We start from the raw sequence: 17241 nt of genomic DNA, 5'->3' as shown, positions 1-17241 counted from the left end.
TGAAGGAAGTTGGGTTTGCTGAAAGGTTAGCTGCCTCCATCCTGTACTGAGTAAAGTTCTTAACACCCGCTTGTGAACTTGAGCTTGAGTTTGTATGAAATCTCAACCAAATGGGACGAATGTAGCTGTTCAGAACTCTCCTCCTCCACTGAAGCGGGTTGAGGTACGGCTCAGCAAACCCGGCAACCGGGCAACTCAAGCCTCGCTGTCGGAGGACTCGGTGGGCATATTTTTGCGGGAAATGGCTCGCTACCCACTCCTCAATGCCGAGCAGGAAGTGAAATTGGGACGGCTGATTGCAGAGGGGGGAGCCGCCGGGGAACGGGCGAAACGGGAATTGGTTAGGGCCAACCTGCGCTTGGTGGTCTCGATTGCCAAAAAGTATTTGAATCGCGGTGTGCCGTTTCTGGATTTGATTCAAGAAGGCACCATCGGCCTGATCCGGGCCGCAGAAAAATTTGAGTACGAACGCGGCTACAAGTTTTCCACCTATGCCTACTGGTGGATTCGCCAAGGAATCACCCGCGCCGTTGCCAATCAGGGGCGTCTGGTGCGGATCCCGGTGCATATGGTAGAAAAGCTCAACCAGGTGAAGCGGATCCGGCGGGAGCTGACCGAGACCCTAAACCGTCGCCCCACCCAAGCGGAAATTGCCGAAGCTCTGGAGATTTCCCCCGACAAGCTGGACGCTCTCTTAACCCTCTTGGAAGCCGGTCGCCAAACCCTTTCGCTACATACTCCGGTTGGCAAAGAGGAAGATACGGAGCTGATGCAGCTTATCGAGGCCGCCAACGGCCCCACTCCCGAATCGCAAATGGACTTGCACCTGCTGTCTGCCCAACTGGAAGAAATGCTGGAGCAGCTTAGCCCCCGAGAGCAAGAAATCCTCAAGCTCCGCTATGGGCTGAAAGATGGCCACCTGCACACTCTCTCCGAAATTGGTCAGCTCTTCGGCCTGTCTCGAGAGCGCGTCCGACAAATTCAAGCACGAGCCATGCGCAAACTGCGCCATCCACGCCGACAGGAAATTTTGGCAGATTGGATGACCTCGTTTTAGGCAGTAGGCCACGGCTGCTCCACAGGCGAAACCCGGGATTCCGCAGCAGTTTATGTTCAGCAAAGCTCTGCAGAACCAGGACCAGAGGCGTGCCCCCACTTTTGGACAAGGGATCTGTCAACTAGCCCATCTTCTGCAACTGCAGGGGGTGAGGCTGAGGGCGGCTGCGCAGGGCAGCTTCGATCAACCCCAAAAAGAGGGGGTGGGGGCGGTTGGGGCGGGAGCGAAACTCCGGATGGAATTGGGTGGCGATGAAGAAGGGGTGGCTGGGCAGCTCGATAATCTCCACCAAGCGGTTATCCGGCGAGACGCCGCTGATAACATAGCCGGAGTCTAGAAAAAGGCTGCGGTAGGCGTTATTAAACTCGTAGCGATGGCGGTGGCGCTCGTAGATGATGGTCTCGCCATACAGCTTGGCCGCCAGGGTATTGGGCATGATGCGACAGGGATAGAGGCCCAGCCGCAGGGTTCCCCCCAGATCCTCTACATCTTTCTGCTCCGGCAGCAGGCTGATGACAGGGTGGGGGGTATCGGGGTCAAACTCATAGCTATTGGCCCGCTCCAGTTGGGCAATGTGACATCCCCAGTCGATCACCGCGCATTGCATGCCCAGACACAGGCCCAGAAAGGGAATGCCCCGCTCCCTCACGTAGCAAATACTGGCCACTTTGCCCTCGATGCCGCGATTGCCAAACCCCCCTGGCACCACCACTCCATCCACGCCGGAAAGCAATGCCTCTGGTCCCCGCTCTTCGATCTCCTCAGAAGAGATCCAGCGCAGCGTGACGCCGGCATTGAGGGCCAACCCGGCATGGCGCAGGGCCTCGGCCACCGAAAGATAGGCATCCGTAAGGCGCACGTATTTGCCGACAATGGCAATCTCCACCTGCTCTTGGGGGTGGTGCAGCCGCTGCACCAGGAGCTCCCACTCCCGTAGGTCGGGCTGCTGGGGATCCAGGTTGAGGATCTCCAAAACCCGCTGCGCCAACCCCTCCTGCTCCAGCACCAGAGGCACGTCGTAGATGCTGGGGGCATCCTGAGCCTGAATCACACATTCCACCGGCACATCGCAAAACTCGGAGATCTTCTCCTTGATCCCGCGGGGCAATGGCTGTTCGCAGCGGCACACCAACACGTCCGGCTGGATACCAATAGAGCGCAGCTCCTTCACCGAGTGCTGGGTGGGCTTGGTTTTCATCTCCCCTGCCGCTTTGATCAGGGGCACCAGGGTGACATGCACATAGGCGACATTGGCCCGGCCCACGTCCTTGCGAAATTGGCGAATGGCCTCCAAAAAGGGCAGAGACTCGATATCCCCCACCGTGCCCCCCACCTCCACCAGCACCACATCGGGGTTGGTCTCGCGGGCCACCCGCCGGATGCGCTCTTTAATCTCTTGGGTGACGTGGGGGATCACCTGCACCGTGCTGCCCTGGTAATCGCCGCGCCGCTCTTTGTGGATCACGGCCTGGTAGATGGAGCCGGTGGTGACGTTGTTGAGCTTGGACATGTTGGTGTCGGTGAAGCGCTCGTAGTGGCCCAAGTCCAGGTCGGTCTCGGCGCCGTCGTCGGTGACGAACACTTCTCCATGCTGGTAGGGGCTCATGGTGCCGGGATCCACATTGATGTAGGGATCCAGCTTCAAAATCGACACCGTGTAGTTGCGGGATTTGAGCAGGCGACCCAAGCTAGCCGCCACAATGCCTTTGCCGATGCTGGAGACCACTCCGCCCGTGACGAAGACAAACTTGGTCATAGCTTGGATCCCTTCCCTTTTGCCTTTTGATTATGCCAGGGATCCCTTAGCGCAGAGAGCGGATGGGGCCGTTGTAGAGGATGGTGGTTTGAAAGGTGCGCCTGTCCACCCGCACCTGGGTTTCAATGCTGGGCTGGACAAAGCCGGGCTCTCCCCCCCGGAAGGTGAAGATCCAAGCATCTTCAAACTCTTCAAACGGCGAGTCGATGGCTGCCCCGTGCATGGAAGCTTCGGCGCGATAGCGTTGTAGGCCCCCATTGGCAATCTCGGCAGCTTGACGGGCCAGGTTTTTGGCGCGGTTGAGATCGCGGAAGTAGCGGCTGATCTCCTCAAAACTCCCCCTGGGCAGCGGTCGCTGGGGAGCAGGGGTTGCCGGCACAGGCCGGGGATCCGGCACAATGGGCAGGGTGGGAATGTCCGGGCTGGGGGGCAAGGGTTCGACGGGGATGGGAGTTCCAGAGGGGAAAAGAGGGGTGATCACCTGCGCTTGGGCAGCCCTTCCAGCCAGAAGGGATCCCCACAGGAGAGCCATACCGACGGAGCTGACAGTAGAGACAAGAAAAGTGGGCTTCATGGAGCCATTCCTCGCAAAAGTTCTGGGTTGAGAGACGCTGCAGCTCTTGAATGGGATCCTATCGATTCAGTTCCTTACAACAGCAGAGTCAAAAGCCTCTCCTCTCCTTCCAACCCCGGTCACAGGCTTGGGTCGTTCACGCAACCTCGGCTGCTGTCAGCAATGTCTGCTAGATTTTTGGAGAGGATCCCTGGCCACAGTGGGAGGATCGGGGTTCAGCAGGAGCAGCCATGGAGTTCGTCACCCTCGCAGATGCAGGGCTAAGGTTGAGCCGGGTGGGCCTGGGCACTTGGGCGATGGGCGGCGGCTGGTGGGGCCCTTCCGACCGCCAGGAATCTTACACCACGATTCGCAAAGCCATTGATTTGGGCATAACCACCTTCGACACCGCTCCCATCTACGGACTGGGTGTTTCGGAGGAAGTGCTGGGGCAAGCGATCAAAGACTCAGGTTGCCGCGATCGGGTGGTTCTCGCCACCAAAGCGGGACTGGAGTGGACAAACAACAAAGTGGTGCGCAACTCCAGCCTGCCTCGCTTGGCCCAAGAACTGGAGGATTCTCTGCGCCGCTTGCAAACAGATGTGATCGATCTCTACCAAATTCATTGGCCGGATCCCTTGGAACCGATCGAAGAAACGGCGGCGTTTCTGGGGCAGTTGCTGCAGCAGGGCAAGATCCGCGCCATTGGGGTCAGCAACTTTTCCCCCGAACAGATGGATCGGTTTCGCCGGGTGGCTCCTCTGCACACCGCCCAGCCCCCCTACAACCTGTTCGAGCGGCAGATTGAAGCAGAGGTCTTGCCCTACTGTCGAGAGCATGACTCTAGTCAATAATAAGCTCAACTATACTGAAAATAATGTATAATATGTTCAGTACGGATTACTACCAGTTGATCTTTCTGTTTACTTTCGAGTCTGCCAACATGGTAGCCAAAGCAAAGCAGAAAATTGGTAGTAAGACGACACGGAAACTGCGCTTTGGGTATTCTACTCAAAGCTTTGCGGGATACCGCCATTCTGGTTGGAAACAAACAGAATGCTATCGCTGCATAGTTGAACAGTGATGTTCAGCAGTGTTCAGCGTAAATGTATCAGCACGGCATTCACACTTTGGTGTACAGTCCCCTCTGCCGAGGTCTGCTGAGCGGACGGATGACGCCGCAAACCACCTTCCCCCCAGGGGACATGCGCGCCGGGATCGACCCCAGGTTTGTTGAACCGCGCTACTCCCAGTACCTAAAAGCGACAGAGGCATTGAGCCGGTTTGCTCAGGATCGCTATGGCAAGACCTTGGCCCAGTTGGCGGTGCGCTGGCTGCTGGATCAACCGGGGGTGAGTGTGGCGCTGTGGGGGGCACGCAAACCCCATCATCTGGAGGCAATATCCGGCCTTTGGGGCTGGTCGTTGGATGCGGAAGCGATGCAGACCATCGAGGATATTTTGCAAAGGTATGTTCCCGAGTCCATTCCCCCCAGCTTTATGTCCCCGCCTGCCCGCGCTGCCTAGTTGTTGCTTTCTGTTCCCTTGCCGTTTGCGTTAGCGGTGGGGAGCACTTTGTCGCCGGGATCCCAGTCCTACGATTGAGTTTAGCAAAAAATGGGATGTAGAGCCCTGTCCTACCGCTACATAACTGGCCAGTAGGGCGAGGGGGCTGTTAACCACGGGAGAACAAAGATGGCCATCCCAGATGCATTCGCGTCAGCAGTGCGGAGCACTTTGACCCATAAAGCAGACAGGCCAAGGGATCCGGCTGACCAGAATGGGCCCACAGCGCCTTCTCAGGCGGGATCCCTGATTCTCCAGGTGGGGGGCATGAGTTGTGCCGGCTGCGTCCGCACTGTCGAGCAGGCTCTACTGAGACAGCCGGGGGTGGTCAAGGCCAGCGTTAATCTGGTTACCGAGTCGGCCCTTGTGGAGTTTGCCCCTGGGATCCGGCCCGACCCGCAGCACCTGGCCCAGATTTTGACAGAGGCAGGGTTTCCCAGCCGCTACAGTTCAGAGGGTGAGGCCCTCTCCGGCGGGAGTTCCGTTCGCGTCAGCGGTGCGGAGCACTCTCAAGATCCCTCTTCCCCTCCCGGTGGGTGGGAAGAAGCCTTGGATGTGCCTGCGGATCCCCTCTCTCGGCAGCGACAGCAGACCCGACACCACATTCGCCAAGCGCTCACCGCCGCTTTTTTGCTGCTGATTTCTGCCGCCGGACACTTGAATCTCTTCGCCCGTCTGGGCTTGCCCCTCCTTAATGATGTCTGGCTGCACTGGGGCTTGGCGACCTTGACTTTTGTCGGCCCAGCTCGCGGCATTGTCCTGGATGGTTGGAGAGGGGCGCGGCGGCTGGCCCCCAACATGAACACCTTGGTTACCTTGGGATCCGGATCCGCTTACCTAGCCAGTCTGGTGGGGTTGCTGGCCCCTCAGGTGGGCTGGGAGTGCTTTTTCGACGAGCCCGTCATGATGCTCAGCTTCATCCTGTTGGGACGGGCCTTGGAACAGCACAGCCGCCTGCGGGCGGCCAGCAGCCTGCAATCGCTGGTGAGCTTGTGTCCCAGTTTGGCTCGGCGGGTTCAGCCTGCAGAGAAGGCGGGATCTCTGGCTTCCAGCCCAGAGGGGAACCTGGATCTGGGATCCCAAACCGGAGAATGGTGCCCTGTCGAACAGGTGCGAGTGGGGGATTGGCTCCAAGTGCGGGCCGGCGAACAGATCCCGGTGGATGGAGAAGTCATTGCCGGCCAGGCCACGGTCAACGAGGGGATGCTGACAGGGGAACCCTTGCCGGTGCTGAAACAAGCGGGGGATCCCGTGGTGGCGGGAACGCTGAACCAATCGGGGTTGCTGCTGTGCCGGGCGACGCGCACCGGGAAAGACACCACCTTGGCCCAGGTCATTCGCCTGGTGGAAGAGGCCCAAGCTCGCAAGGCCCCCATCCAACGGATAGCCGACCAGGTGGCGGGCTACTTCACCTATGGGGTGGTCACGCTGGCCATTCTCACCTTTGGGTTCTGGTACTGGATTGGGATCCCACTCTGGGGGAGCGACGGTGCGGAGCACTTTGTCCTGGAGGGGTTCAGCCTGCACGCCCATCTGCATCTGGGTGACCATCCCCCTCACCCCACACCTCTGCTCAGCAGCCTCAAGATGGCCATTGCCGTTTTGGTGGTGGCCTGCCCCTGTGCTTTGGGGTTGGCTACGCCGATGGCCATCCTGGTGGGTACTGGCTTGGGAGCCGAGCGGGGTTTGCTCATCCGAGGGGGAGATGTTCTGGAGAAAGCCCATCGCTTGCAAACGGTGGTCTTCGACAAAACCGGCACCCTCACCCAAGGGGATCCCCACCTGACGGACTGTCTCAGCCTTGACCCCTCCCTGGATCCCAATCGCCTACTCCAACTGGCGGCCACAGTGGAAAGCGGCACTCGCCACCCTCTGGCGCAAGCCATTTTGCAAGCCGCCCGCACCCAGGGTTTGCCGTTGCTCTCCGCCGGCGAGTTTCAAACCCAACCGGGGATAGGAGTCGCCGCCCAAGTGGAAGGGCAGGAAGTGGTGTTGGGATCCCTGGATGGGCTGGCTGCTTTGGGGATCCCGCTGTCCCAGGAGACCCAGGCCCAGGCCGAGGCGCTATTGGCAGCCGGCAAAACAGTGGTGGGCGTGGCTGTAGAGGGATCCCTGGTGGGGCTGCTGGCAGCACAGGATCCCTTGCGGCCTGATGCGCAGGCAACACTGCGACAACTGCAAAAGATGGGCTTGCAGGTGATGCTGCTTACTGGCGATCGGGCTGAGGTGGCCAAGCAGGTAGCCGAAGCTCTGCAAGTGCCCGGGATCCGCGTTATTGCCGAGGTTCACCCGGCAGACAAAGCTCAAGTCATCCGAGATCTGCAGGCCCAGGGTCAGAGGGTGGCCATGGTGGGCGATGGCATCAACGACGCTCCGGCTTTGGCCCAAGCCGATGTGGGCATCGCCCTGCACTCAGCCACTGATGCGGCCTTAGAAACCGCCGATATCATCCTCATGCGCAGCCGCCTCTGGGATGTGGTGGAAGCTATCCGCCTCAGCCGCGCCACCTTCCGCAAGATCCAGCAAAATCTCCTCTGGGCTGTCGGCTACAACCTGGTAGGGATCCCGGTGGCAGCAGGCGTGCTCCTACCCCCCTTTGGCATTGGGCTTAGCCCGGCAATCGCTGGGGGTCTCATGGCCTTGAGTTCCCTCAGTGTAATCCTCAATTCACTCCTCTTGAGGCGAACTTTTGTACCCCGTAGATCTTCGAGTAGCCGCAGCTAAAAAAGTGTTAAAAATTACGAATGACTAAGTATCGATCGTTAAGTCTTCCGAGGTTTTACCGAGCTTCTGACACAATTTCCGCTGCGTCCAAGCCAAAAATTCGGCAACTTCGATTACATTTGATTAAAAAGATTAATCCGCTTTAACTTTTGAGGATTTGGTTGTAAGATTAGGCCGAAACCAAGCTGTAAGCGCATCTTCTGGTTTCTTGCTTAGCAAAGCAAAAACCGTGAAAATACTGAGAAAGCGCATCTTGCAGCGGTGAAGGGAGCAAAAGTATGGCGATGCTTGGAGATCTTCAGGAATTTTCCTTATGCGACCTGTTGCATTTAATGGAAAAGGGTAAGAAAGCAGGGCAATTATCCATCTGGGCACCCAATGGCATTCAGCGGATTTGGTTTTACCAAGGTCGGGTGGTCGCCGCCCTCACCCCTGAAGAAAAGCATCGTTTGGAAAGCCTGCTGACGCGCTTTGGCTTGGTGGACGAGCAGGTGGTCAGCCAGTTGGTCGCTAGGGGCTTGGAGGAGCCTCTGGGGCGTTGCCTGCAGCGGCAAGGGTTGATCTCGCCCGTAGATTTGGCCAAGCTCTTTCGCCATCAACTGCAAACCGGCCTCTACAGCCTCTTCGCCCTCGAATCCGGCCAGTTCAGCTTTTTGCCCAACGTGCCCATGCCCTACCGAGAAATGACCGGCCTGAGCAAGGGCGCCACCGCTGCCGTCCTGGAAGCCCTGCAGCAGCTCAAGCTGGAGCAACGCCCCGAAAAAGACCTGCCCGAACCCGATAGTTGCTTTTGGCGTACCAGCACCGAACTGCCTCTGTTCAAACTTTCTGCGCTGGAGTGGTCGATCTTGGAGCAGGTCTCCCCTTCCCGCAAGCTGGCCGACCTGGCACGGGCATTGGGGGCCGACTTGTTGGAGGTGCGCTATGCCTGCGCCCGTCTGGCGAAGCTGGGGTTGATCAGTCCTTGTGAGGGGCCAGCGGCCAGTCGCTTGGAGCTGTCCAAGTCAGTGGCTGAGGAGGTGAATCCCGAGCCGGTGAGGGAGAGGCTGGGGGCAAGGGTGCCTGGTCTCCAGGATGAGGGCGGCCCCGTCAAGCCTTCTCTGGTCAGTCGATTGGCCACCCTCCTCAAGGGCATGCGCGAAAAGTGAGGTAAACCTAACGGAAAAAAACAATCTTCTGGCTTTGTAAAGAACTTGGAAGGGTCTATAACTTTTCTCTAACTTCCGCTCACAGAGAAAGCAAAAATAGGAGTTCTATCTTACGAAGCGACATGATCCAACACAAAGCAGAAACAAAGGAAACTAGAACTCTTCTGTGAAGGGCTTCCGAGTGCTGCCTAATTGTATTCCTTGATAGATTTTCCCGGATAGTAAGTGTAACTGCTGGCGCGCAGAGTATCGAGCTACAAAAAACACGGTCGTAGATACACGGTTGTTGACCGAGAGTCCATGTACAAGAATAGGGATGTCTAAAAAGTCACTGAAGCATTGATTTTTCGCCCATTCCATCGAAGTGGAGGTTCAAAAAATTCTTATGGCTATAGTTGGAGACCTCCAAGAATTTTCCTTGCCTGATTTGTTGCAACTGATCGAGAGGGGCAGCAAAACAGGACAGCTCTGTATTTGGGCGCCCAGAGGTATCTACAGGATCTGGTTTTACCAAGGTCGGGTCATTGCTGCCCTACCACCTCAGGAAGAACACCGCCTGGAGAGCTTGCTGGCCCATTCCGGCTTGGTGAGCGAGCGGGTGGTCGAGAAGCTGGCTTCCTTTTGCGGCTCGGAAGAGCCTCTGGGGCGTTGCTTGCAGCGGCAAGGGTTGATTACCCCAGCAGCCCTGGCCAAGCTGTTCCGCCATCAACTGCAAACCGGCCTCTACAGCCTCTTCGCCCTCGAATCCGGCCAGTTCAGCTTCCTGCCCAACGTGCCCATGCCCTACCGAGAAATGACTGGCCTCAGCAAAGGCGCCACCGCTGCTGTCCTGGAAGCCCTGCAGCAGCTCAAGCTGGAGCAACGCCCCGAAAAAGACCTGCCCGAACCCGATAGTTGCTTTTGGCGTACCAGCACCGAACTGCCTCTGTTCAAACTTTCTGCGCTGGAGTGGGGGATCCTGGAGCAGGTGTCGCCTTCCCGCAAGCTGACAGCTTTGGCTCAAGCACTGGGGGCAGACCTGCTGGAGGTGCGCTATGCCTGTGCCCGTCTGGCGAAGCTGGGGTTGATCAGCCCTTGTGAGGGGCCAACGGTTCTGGCTCGGTCTGGTCACTGCGAGCTGTCCAAGTCGATTGCTGAGGAGGTGAATCCCGAGCCGGTGAGGGAGAGGCTGGGGGCAAGGGTGCCCGGTTTTCAGGATGAGGGCGGCCCCGTCAAGCCTTCTCTGGTCAGTCGATTGGCCACCCTCCTCAAGGGCATTCGCGAAAAATAAAAGCATAGGGATATTTGCAGTCATGTTTTCGGTTTTCGGGTAGAAACATTAGAAATAGGGAATCAGCAGGGAGATATAGGATGGCTAATCTGTCCTCTTTGCAAGCGATCCTCCAGAGCTATGTTGCCAATACGCCAGAAGTCCAGGGAGCAGCAGTGGTCACCCCTGACGGGTTACCTTTGGCTTCCACACTGCCTGTGGGTATGGATGAAGAGAGAACCTCTGCTATGTCGGCTGCCATGCTTTCTTTGGGCGAACGGATTGGGAGAGAGCTAGGGCGCGGAGCCATAGAGAGAGTTTTTGTACAGGGGGAAAAAGGATACGGGGTTTTAACCAGTTGTGGCCCCGATGCCGTCTTGCTGACAATTGCCAGCCATGAAGTCAAGCAAGGCTTGCTCTTTTTGGAAATTAAGCGAGTCGCGGCAAGCATTGCAGAGGCAATGAAGTAAGAAAATCAAATGTGGAGGCTAAGTTTTTGATTCTGTCCTGACGTTGAGGGAAGTATGGCCATTAAACCTTCTGAGCTGCTCCAAGTCCTGATCTCACGCACGCAATTCACAGATGATGACAAGAAAGTTTTGCAGCAAAGTGCTGACTGGGGCGGCAGTATCGCGGCGGAAATGTCAGACGCCTTTTACGGCTATCTGGATCGCGATGCCGAAATGGCGGCAGTGATAGCCAAGCACAACCGGCAGCGGCTGGGCCAAACCTTTGCCGACTGGTTCAAGGAAATGTTTACGGGCATGGATAACTGGGGGCCACAATACGCTGAGCGGCGCTGGAAGATTGGCATAGTTCATGTGCGCGTTGGGATCGGCCCTCAACATGTTGTGCCTGCTATGGCCACAGTTGTGCAGGAGGTCAGTCGGCGGTTGGTGAAAGAAGGCAAGCCTGAGCAGTTGCGCACCAGCTTGAGCAAGGTCTGTATGATTGACCTCTCCTTTATTGAGCAAGCCTACCTTGAGGTGGCCTACAATGCAGTGCAACAGGAAACAGGCATGAGCGAGGCTTTATTCAAACGGTTAATTGCCAATGGTGCCAACAGTTTAATTTGAGTTGTTTGAGTTAGAGTGGGCTCTTGCTTACTCTACTTGCTTAATTTCTCTACCTTCTTGGGCTGAGGTGCTTGAGTTTCTGGGATCCCTCTGGAGCAGAGCTGGCGTTGGTATCTTTTTTAGATTATCTTAGAAGCAACCTGGAGATAGCTTTACCTCCCGTGCGGCACATCGGTGCACTCCCCCGAGTTTTATTCAGCTTTGTCGCTAGAGCTTAGTCTGAGGCCAGTTTATGGGAAATATCTTGCGAATTGTTGTAACAGGGCCGGTGGGAGCTGGAAAGTCTACCTTTATTCGCACGATTAGCGAGATTGAGGTAGTAGACACCGATTGCAAAGCAACGGACGAGGTGGCAGAGCTGAAGAAAACCACGACGGTAAGCATGGACTTCGGCCGCTTGAGAATTGGAGAGGAGGAAGAAGAGATGTGGCTGCATCTCTACGGAACTCCAGGCCAGTCTCGCTTTAACTTTATGTGGGATATTTTAATTAAGCGCGCCCACGGCTATGTTCTTCTGGTGCCTGCGCACTTGCCGGGCCAATTTCGCAACGCCCAAGCTATTCAATCTTTTATGAAAGCCAGGACAAGTGCCCCCTGCGTGATTGGGATCACCCACGTCGATCAACCCAATGCCTGGGATCCAGAAGACATTTTGTTAATTTTGGGGAATCAGGACGGTTCAGTTCCGCACACTACTTTGAATGCCCAGGAGCCGGCTTCTGTTGCCAACACGTTGCTTCTGTTGGTTGAGCAAATGATGCCCCAGGTGGTTGTTTGAACAGATTTTCAGGTATCCGCCGGTCTAGAACTTCAGCAACATTGGCCCTAGCCAAGACAGGCGTATCTTTTGCGTGACAGGGATCCCTCCCGTGAAGCCGGAAAAGGGGAGACTGGATTCTGTGGAGATTCGCCGGATAATAAAATGTCCTGAGTGCTCTTTCTGGCCAGCCATTGAACCAAGGGGATCCCTGCTGTGTTGCTTCTTGACTGCTCTCCCCTGACCCTTTCCCCAGAGGAAGCGCGGGAGAAACTGTTGTATCTCCTCGCCCAACTGGCTTACCGAGAAGGCTCCTTTACCCTCACTTCTGGACAGAAGAGCCCCTACTACATCAACTGCAAACCGGTTACCCTTCACCCCCAAGGAGCTTATTGGGTGGGATCCCTGCTACACCGGCTGTTGCCTCCCGAAACCGAAGCAGTGGCCGGGATGACGCTGGGAGCGGATCCCTTGGTGACGGCGGTGAGTTTGGCCTCTCTGCATGCTGAACCCGCCAACCTACCCGCCTTGATCGTGCGCAAAGAGCCCAAGGGGCACGGCACGCAAGCCTGGATCGAGGGGCCGGAGTTGCCGGCAGGCAGTCGGGTGTGGATCCTGGAAGATGTGGTGACCACCGGCAGTTCTGCTTTGAAGGCTGTCGAACGGGTGCGGGCAGCCGGCTACCGGGCGGAAGGGATCCTTGCTTTGGTGGATCGGCTGGAAGGGGCAGAAGACCGCTGCCGAGAAGCAGGGATCGCCTTTCGTCGCCTATTCACCCTTCCAGAAGTGCAGGCTTGCCATCGGGCCTTGACCTCAGGAAAATCAAAGGACTAGCCTGCCCCCTTGGTGAGCATCAAAGCTTTGAAGAGCGGACATGCTGCCCCCTGCCTACTCAGCTCTGCCCAGCCGAAATCTGCCGAGCCTACCGCATCGGGCGCGGGTGGCTGTGTACGTGGTGATGAACATCGAGCACTTCACCTTTGGCAAGCTGGGCACGGCCATTCAACCCCATCTCACCAGCTCCCCTGAGATCGCCAACTATGGCTGGCGGGACTATGGCAATCGGGTGGGCATTTGGCGCTTGTTTGAACTGTTCGCGGAGCTGGGGATCCCGGTGACGGCGGCCTTGAATGCGGAAATGGTGGATCTTTACCCCCCCATCATCGAAGGAATCCGCCAATACGGCTGGTCGGTGCTGGCCCACGGCTGGAACAACTCCACCGGCCACAGCGGCCTGGCCCGTGACGTCGAACAGGAGCTCATTGAGCGCAGTTTGTCCCTTTTGGAGAAGGTGTCGGGATCCCGCCCTTGGGGCTGGCTGACGCCGGGGTTTTCCGTTAGCGAGAACACCTTTGACCTGCTCAAGGCTGCCGGGATCCGCTACACCACCGACTGGGTAAACGACGACCAACCCTACTGGTTCCCAACTGCCGCCGGCCCCCTTTTGGGGATCCCTTACACTCTAGAGGCCAACGACATCAGCCTCTGTCTCAGCGCCCGCCTGCCGGCAGAAGCCTTTGCCCAAGCCCTCATCGACCAGTTTGATCAACTCTGGCAGGATGGGGAGCGCTCCCCTCGCATCATGGCCATCGGCCTGCACCCCTTTATTGTCGGGCAGCCTCTGCGGATGGGATCCCTGAAAAAAGCCTTGCAGCACATCCAATCTCGCCCTCAGACTTGGCTCACCACCGGTGATGGCCTCTACGACTGGTATGCCCAAGCCTGCCCTGCTCCTGAGACGCCCTGACGGGATCCCCTGGCCAGAGGGAAAAGCGCGTCTTGGCCTTGGATCCTGCTCATTTTTTAACTTTGTTCTAATTTTGTCTTGTCTGGAGCTGTCCACCGTGGCTCCAGAAGTGACAGCATAGGCGGTGAAACCACCTAGGGCAAAAGGGCTTGGCCATGCGCATGGGCAGACTCAGTGGGATCCTCCTGCACCCCACCTCGCTACCGGGGCCATTTGGTATCGGCGATCTGGGGCCATCGGCTTATCGCTTTGTGGACTTTCTGGTGGAGAGCGGCCAACGCCTCTGGCAGGTTCTTCCTCTTGGGCCGACCGGCTGGGGCAACTCCCCCTACATGAGCTTTTCCTCCATTGCCGGCAACCCGCTTCTCATCAGCCCGGAGCTATTGGTGGGGGCCGGTTGGCTGGATCCCAACAGTTGGCAGGATCTGCCCCAATGGCCAACGATCCAAGCCGGGTCTGCCGAGCGGGTGGACTACGAAACCGTGATCCCCTTCAAGCTGGGCCTGCTGCACCGCGCCTGGGCAACCTTCAAAGAAAAAGCGTCCGCCGCCGACTGGGAAGCCTTCCAAGCCTATTGTGCTGCCGAAGCCGATTGGTTGCCCGACTATGCCCTGTTCATGACCCTCAAGGATGTGTACGGCGAGCAAGAGTGGAACCAATGGGATCCGGCCTTGGTGCGACGGGATCCGCCGGCTTTGCAAGAGGCTCGCGATCGCTATGCCGATGCCATTACCGAGCAGATGTTTTGGCAGTATCTGTTTGCCCAGCAGTGGGGATCCCTAAGGGAGTATGCTCATCGGCATCAAGTGCGGCTCATTGGGGATGTGCCCATCTACGTTGCCCCCAACAGTGCCGACGTGTGGGCCAACCGGGAGCTGTTTCACCTGGATGAACGGGGACAGCCCTTGCAGGTAGCCGGTGTGCCGCCCGACTATTTCAGCCCCACCGGGCAGCGCTGGGGCAACCCCCTCTACAACTGGGAAGTGCTCAAGGCCCGTGGCTACGACTGGTGGATCAAACGCATGCAGGCCATTCTCAAGCAAGTGGATTGTGTGCGCATCGACCACTTTCGCGGCTTCGAGAGCTACTGGGCCATTCCGGGCGATGCGGAAACGGCTGTGGAAGGGGAGTGGCAAAAAGGGCCGGGAGCAGATTTCTTTCAGGCCCTGGCCGACAAGCTGGGGGAAATCCCGGTGATTGCCGAAGATCTGGGAGACATCACGCCCGAGGTGTTGCAACTGCGGGATCAATTCGGCCTGCTCGGCATGAAGGTGCTGCTGTTTGCTTTTGGTTCCGGGCCGGATAACCCCTATTTGCCCCATGCCTACGAGCGTAACTTTGTCGTTTACACCGGCACCCACGACAACAATACGGTGGTGGGCTGGTTTCATGACCCGGAGCGCTCGGAGTGGGAAAAACAAAACCTGCTGCGCTATTTGGGCTGCCAGGGATCCGGGGGCATCCATTGGGATCTGATCCGCTTGGCCCTTTCTTCCGTAGCCGACCTGGCCATCATTCCCCTGCAGGATGTGATGGGGCTGGGGGCAGAGGCGCGCATGAACTTCCCCGGCACCACCGAGAACAACTGGGCCTGGCGCTACCGCGAGGACATGCTGCGGCAGGACATGATCCAGCGGCTGGCCGAGATGAGCGTGACCTATGGGCGCATCTCTCCTCAAGAGTTGGAGCAACGGCGAGCAGCCCTAGCCCAAGAACGGGCGGCAGGGTCTTCTCAAGCTGCCCCCAGCCTCGTCTAATGCTGGATCCCGCCCATCAGCAGCCCGATCCGCTCTTCGGTGGCCTCTTCAGGCCTGAGTTCTCCTACCAGGCGGCCCTCATGGATCACCAAAATGCGATCCGACAAGCTGATCACCTCATTCAAATCCGCCGATACCAGCAGCACCCCCATGCCCTGATCCCGTGCCTGCAGGATGCGGCGATGAATGGCCTCGATGGCCCCCACATCCACCCCCCGCGTCGGCTGGGCAGCCACCAGCACCTTGGATCCACAGGAAAGCTCCCGTCCCACAACGATCTTCTGGGCATTGCCCCCAGAATAGCGGCGGGCCGTCAGGGAAATGCTGCGGGGGCGAACGTCGAAGCTCTCCACCACCTGGCGGGCATGTTGGTCAATGGCCTCTTCCCGAAAAAATCCCAACCAGCCGGTATACGGCTTTTGATGGTGATCCCCCAGGATCAGGTTGTCGCGGGTGGGGAAATCCAGCACCAAACCTCTCACATTGCGATCTTCGGGGATATGACTCAGACCCCAGCAACGCACCTGTCGGGCCGAAGCAGACAGGGATCCGGCTCCATAGCGAATTTGGCCGCGGTAGCTTCTCAAGCCGGTGATCGCCTCCACCAATTCCGTTTGGCCGTTTCCCTCCACACCGGCAAGGCCCACAATCTCGCCGGCACGTACCTGGAAGCTCGCCCCCGCCACCGCCGGCTTCCGCCCCGGTATATCCACCCACAGATCTCGCACATCCAGCAACACCTCCCCAGGGGTAGCGGCCTTTTTTTCAACGGTCAGACTGACTTCCCGCCCCACCATCAGCCGCGCCAGTTCCTGGGCATCGGTTTGGGCAGTGGGCAACGTCGCCACCACCTTGCCATCCCGAATGACGGTGACGCGGTCGGCCAGTTGCATTACCTCCTTCAGCTTGTGGCTGATGAAAATGACAGCTCCCCCCCGCCGGGCAAAGCGGCGCAAAAACGCAAACAGCTCGCCTGCCTCCTGCGGAGTCAACACTGCCGTCGGCTCATCCAAAATCAAGATGCGGGCCTTGCGGTAGAGCATTTTCAAGATCTCCACCCGCTGCTGTAGGCCTACCGGCAGATCCTCCACTCTGGCGTCGGGATCCAGATGGAAGCCCATCTCGGCAATCAACTGAGCCACCTCAGCCCTGGCCCGACGGAAATCGACCTGAAAAAGATGGCCGGGTTCGGCCCCAAGAACCACGTTTTCCGTAACCGTCAAGGGATCCACCAACATAAAGTGTTGATGCACCATCCCAATTCCCAACCGAATGGCATCGGCGGGACTGTGAATTTTGGCCAGTTGCCCATCCACTTGAATGGATCCCTCGTCCGGGCTGACCAACCCATAGACGATCTTCATCAGGGTAGACTTGCCCGCCCCGTTCTCCCCCATCAGCGCCAGAATCTCTCCCCAACGCACCTCCAGATCGATGTGGTCGTTGGCCAACACCAGAGGATAACGCTTGGTGATCCCCTGTAAACGAAGGGCGATATCGCTGCGATGGGATCCCTCTGCCAAGGAAGGATCAGGCCCACTCATAAGGTGCTTCTTGAACGCCTTTTCCAGCATAGGTTGTGAACTGCCATGCCAGAGGAAAGCATTTCTGGGGGTATTGTGAGAGTCTCTCTTTTTCTAAGCACTATGGTCATTTCGATTCAAACTGGGACACTGCACCCACACCTAAAACGTTGGTCACGTCGTTACGTCGTCGCATCGTCGCGTCAGCGTTGCGGTTCCCGTCAGGGTGCCGTAGGCATAGCAATAGCGCTGCGGAGCAATAATGCACGGGGCCAGAAGGCTTTTTTCAATAGCCCAGGCGTCTTACCCTAGCCTGAAACAACTATGTC

The 17241-nt window shown here is 57.8% G+C and carries 14 protein-coding genes and 2 pseudogenes; 13 read left to right on the top strand and 3 right to left on the bottom strand.

Translation table 11 applies throughout. The features are described 5' to 3' along the window. Positions 1-94 precede the first annotated feature (94 nt). Entirely contained in the window at positions 95-1057 is a 963-nt protein-coding gene (locus ACVWVQ_RS00415; RefSeq protein WP_457506312.1) for a sigma-70 family RNA polymerase sigma factor, read from the top strand. A gap of 121 nt (positions 1058-1178) precedes the next feature. Here the strand turns inward: ACVWVQ_RS00415 and ACVWVQ_RS00410 are convergent, their stop codons facing one another. Together ACVWVQ_RS00410 and ACVWVQ_RS00405 are read right to left on the bottom strand one after the other, a co-directional pair. Further along, a complete protein-coding gene (locus tag ACVWVQ_RS00410) occupies positions 1179-2813 on the bottom strand; it encodes a CTP synthase (protein ID WP_457506310.1) in 1635 nt (544 codons plus the stop codon). Positions 2814-2859: 46 nt separating this feature from the next. Next, positions 2860-3387, bottom strand: coding sequence for a hypothetical protein (locus ACVWVQ_RS00405; RefSeq protein WP_414329187.1), 528 nt, complete (start codon positions 3385-3387; stop codon positions 2860-2862). A 230-nt stretch (positions 3388-3617) separates the two neighbouring features. Here ACVWVQ_RS00405 and ACVWVQ_RS00400 point away from each other — a divergent pair. The 12 genes and pseudogenes from ACVWVQ_RS00400 to malQ all read left to right on the top strand — a co-directional run. Beyond that, a pseudogene (locus tag ACVWVQ_RS00400) lies at positions 3618-4205 on the top strand (aldo/keto reductase); the annotation flags it as partial. Between the two features lie 50 nt (positions 4206-4255). Continuing rightward, positions 4256-4439: pseudogene (locus ACVWVQ_RS00395) on the top strand (hypothetical protein); the annotation flags it as partial. Between the two features lie 33 nt (positions 4440-4472). After that, entirely contained in the window at positions 4473-4892 is a 420-nt protein-coding gene (locus ACVWVQ_RS00390; protein ID WP_457506308.1) for an aldo/keto reductase, read from the top strand. A 168-nt stretch (positions 4893-5060) separates the two neighbouring features. Next, the gene (locus ACVWVQ_RS00385) at positions 5061-7655 is read left to right on the top strand and encodes a heavy metal translocating P-type ATPase (RefSeq protein WP_457506307.1); all 2595 of its coding nucleotides are present in this window, start codon (positions 5061-5063) and stop codon (positions 7653-7655) included. Positions 7656-7987: 332 nt separating this feature from the next. Then, positions 7988-8803, top strand: coding sequence for a DUF4388 domain-containing protein (locus ACVWVQ_RS00380; protein ID WP_457506305.1), 816 nt, complete (start codon positions 7988-7990; stop codon positions 8801-8803). Between the two features lie 385 nt (positions 8804-9188). Further along, positions 9189-10073 carry a DUF4388 domain-containing protein gene (locus ACVWVQ_RS00375; protein WP_457506303.1) on the top strand — a complete coding sequence of 295 codons (885 nt, stop codon included), beginning with the start codon at positions 9189-9191 and terminating at the stop codon, positions 10071-10073. Positions 10074-10153: 80 nt separating this feature from the next. Further along, positions 10154-10522, top strand: coding sequence for a roadblock/LC7 domain-containing protein (locus tag ACVWVQ_RS00370; RefSeq protein ID WP_011433098.1), 369 nt, complete (start codon positions 10154-10156; stop codon positions 10520-10522). A gap of 54 nt (positions 10523-10576) precedes the next feature. After that, positions 10577-11128, top strand: coding sequence for a protoglobin domain-containing protein (locus ACVWVQ_RS00365; RefSeq protein WP_011433099.1), 552 nt, complete (start codon positions 10577-10579; stop codon positions 11126-11128). 232 nt (positions 11129-11360) lie between these two features. Beyond that, on the top strand, positions 11361-11906 hold the full coding sequence (locus ACVWVQ_RS00360; protein WP_457395853.1) for a GTP-binding protein: 546 nt from the start codon (positions 11361-11363) through the stop codon (positions 11904-11906). Positions 11907-12101: 195 nt separating this feature from the next. Continuing rightward, the gene (pyrE, locus tag ACVWVQ_RS00355; protein ID WP_414331955.1) at positions 12102-12719 is read left to right on the top strand and encodes an orotate phosphoribosyltransferase; all 618 of its coding nucleotides are present in this window, start codon (positions 12102-12104) and stop codon (positions 12717-12719) included. A gap of 40 nt (positions 12720-12759) precedes the next feature. Then, positions 12760-13632: a polysaccharide deacetylase family protein gene (locus tag ACVWVQ_RS00350; RefSeq protein WP_457506301.1), complete on the top strand. Its 873-nt coding sequence runs from the start codon at positions 12760-12762 to the stop codon at positions 13630-13632. Between the two features lie 155 nt (positions 13633-13787). Further along, a complete protein-coding gene (gene malQ / locus ACVWVQ_RS00345) occupies positions 13788-15389 on the top strand; it encodes a 4-alpha-glucanotransferase (RefSeq protein ID WP_457506299.1) in 1602 nt (533 codons plus the stop codon). On the opposite strand, the gene ACVWVQ_RS00340 is transcribed toward malQ, so the two are convergent. Then, positions 15386-16933 carry an ABC transporter ATP-binding protein gene (locus ACVWVQ_RS00340; RefSeq protein WP_457506297.1) on the bottom strand — a complete coding sequence of 516 codons (1548 nt, stop codon included), beginning with the start codon at positions 16931-16933 and terminating at the stop codon, positions 15386-15388. The two genes, malQ and ACVWVQ_RS00340, sit on opposite strands and share 4 nt — an antisense overlap. Positions 16934-17241 lie beyond the last annotated feature (308 nt).

The sequence above is a fragment of the Thermostichus sp. MS-CIW-36 genome (assembly GCF_054059035.1).
The sequence above is the reverse complement of the archived record's forward strand: the minus strand, read 5'-3'. Positions and strand labels throughout refer to the sequence as shown.

Coding starts and splice junctions, on each gene's coding strand:
- ACVWVQ_RS00365 (WP_011433099.1), top strand. CDS start 10,577: ATGGCCATTAAACCTTCTGAGCTGCTCCAAGTCCTGATCTCACGCACG.
- ACVWVQ_RS00410 (WP_457506310.1), bottom strand. CDS start 2,813: ATGACCAAGTTTGTCTTCGTCACGGGCGGAGTGGTCTCCAGCATCGGC.
- ACVWVQ_RS00405 (WP_414329187.1), bottom strand. CDS start 3,387: ATGAAGCCCACTTTTCTTGTCTCTACTGTCAGCTCCGTCGGTATGGCT.
- ACVWVQ_RS00390 (WP_457506308.1), top strand. CDS start 4,473: ATGTATCAGCACGGCATTCACACTTTGGTGTACAGTCCCCTCTGCCGA.
- ACVWVQ_RS00375 (WP_457506303.1), top strand. CDS start 9,189: ATGGCTATAGTTGGAGACCTCCAAGAATTTTCCTTGCCTGATTTGTTG.
- ACVWVQ_RS00350 (WP_457506301.1), top strand. CDS start 12,760: ATGCTGCCCCCTGCCTACTCAGCTCTGCCCAGCCGAAATCTGCCGAGC.
- ACVWVQ_RS00370 (WP_011433098.1), top strand. CDS start 10,154: ATGGCTAATCTGTCCTCTTTGCAAGCGATCCTCCAGAGCTATGTTGCC.
- ACVWVQ_RS00340 (WP_457506297.1), bottom strand. CDS start 16,933: ATGAGTGGGCCTGATCCTTCCTTGGCAGAGGGATCCCATCGCAGCGAT.
- ACVWVQ_RS00360 (WP_457395853.1), top strand. CDS start 11,361: ATGGGAAATATCTTGCGAATTGTTGTAACAGGGCCGGTGGGAGCTGGA.
- malQ (WP_457506299.1), top strand. CDS start 13,788: ATGCGCATGGGCAGACTCAGTGGGATCCTCCTGCACCCCACCTCGCTA.
- ACVWVQ_RS00385 (WP_457506307.1), top strand. CDS start 5,061: ATGGCCATCCCAGATGCATTCGCGTCAGCAGTGCGGAGCACTTTGACC.
- ACVWVQ_RS00380 (WP_457506305.1), top strand. CDS start 7,988: ATGGAAAAGGGTAAGAAAGCAGGGCAATTATCCATCTGGGCACCCAAT.
- ACVWVQ_RS00415 (WP_457506312.1), top strand. CDS start 95: ATGAAATCTCAACCAAATGGGACGAATGTAGCTGTTCAGAACTCTCCT.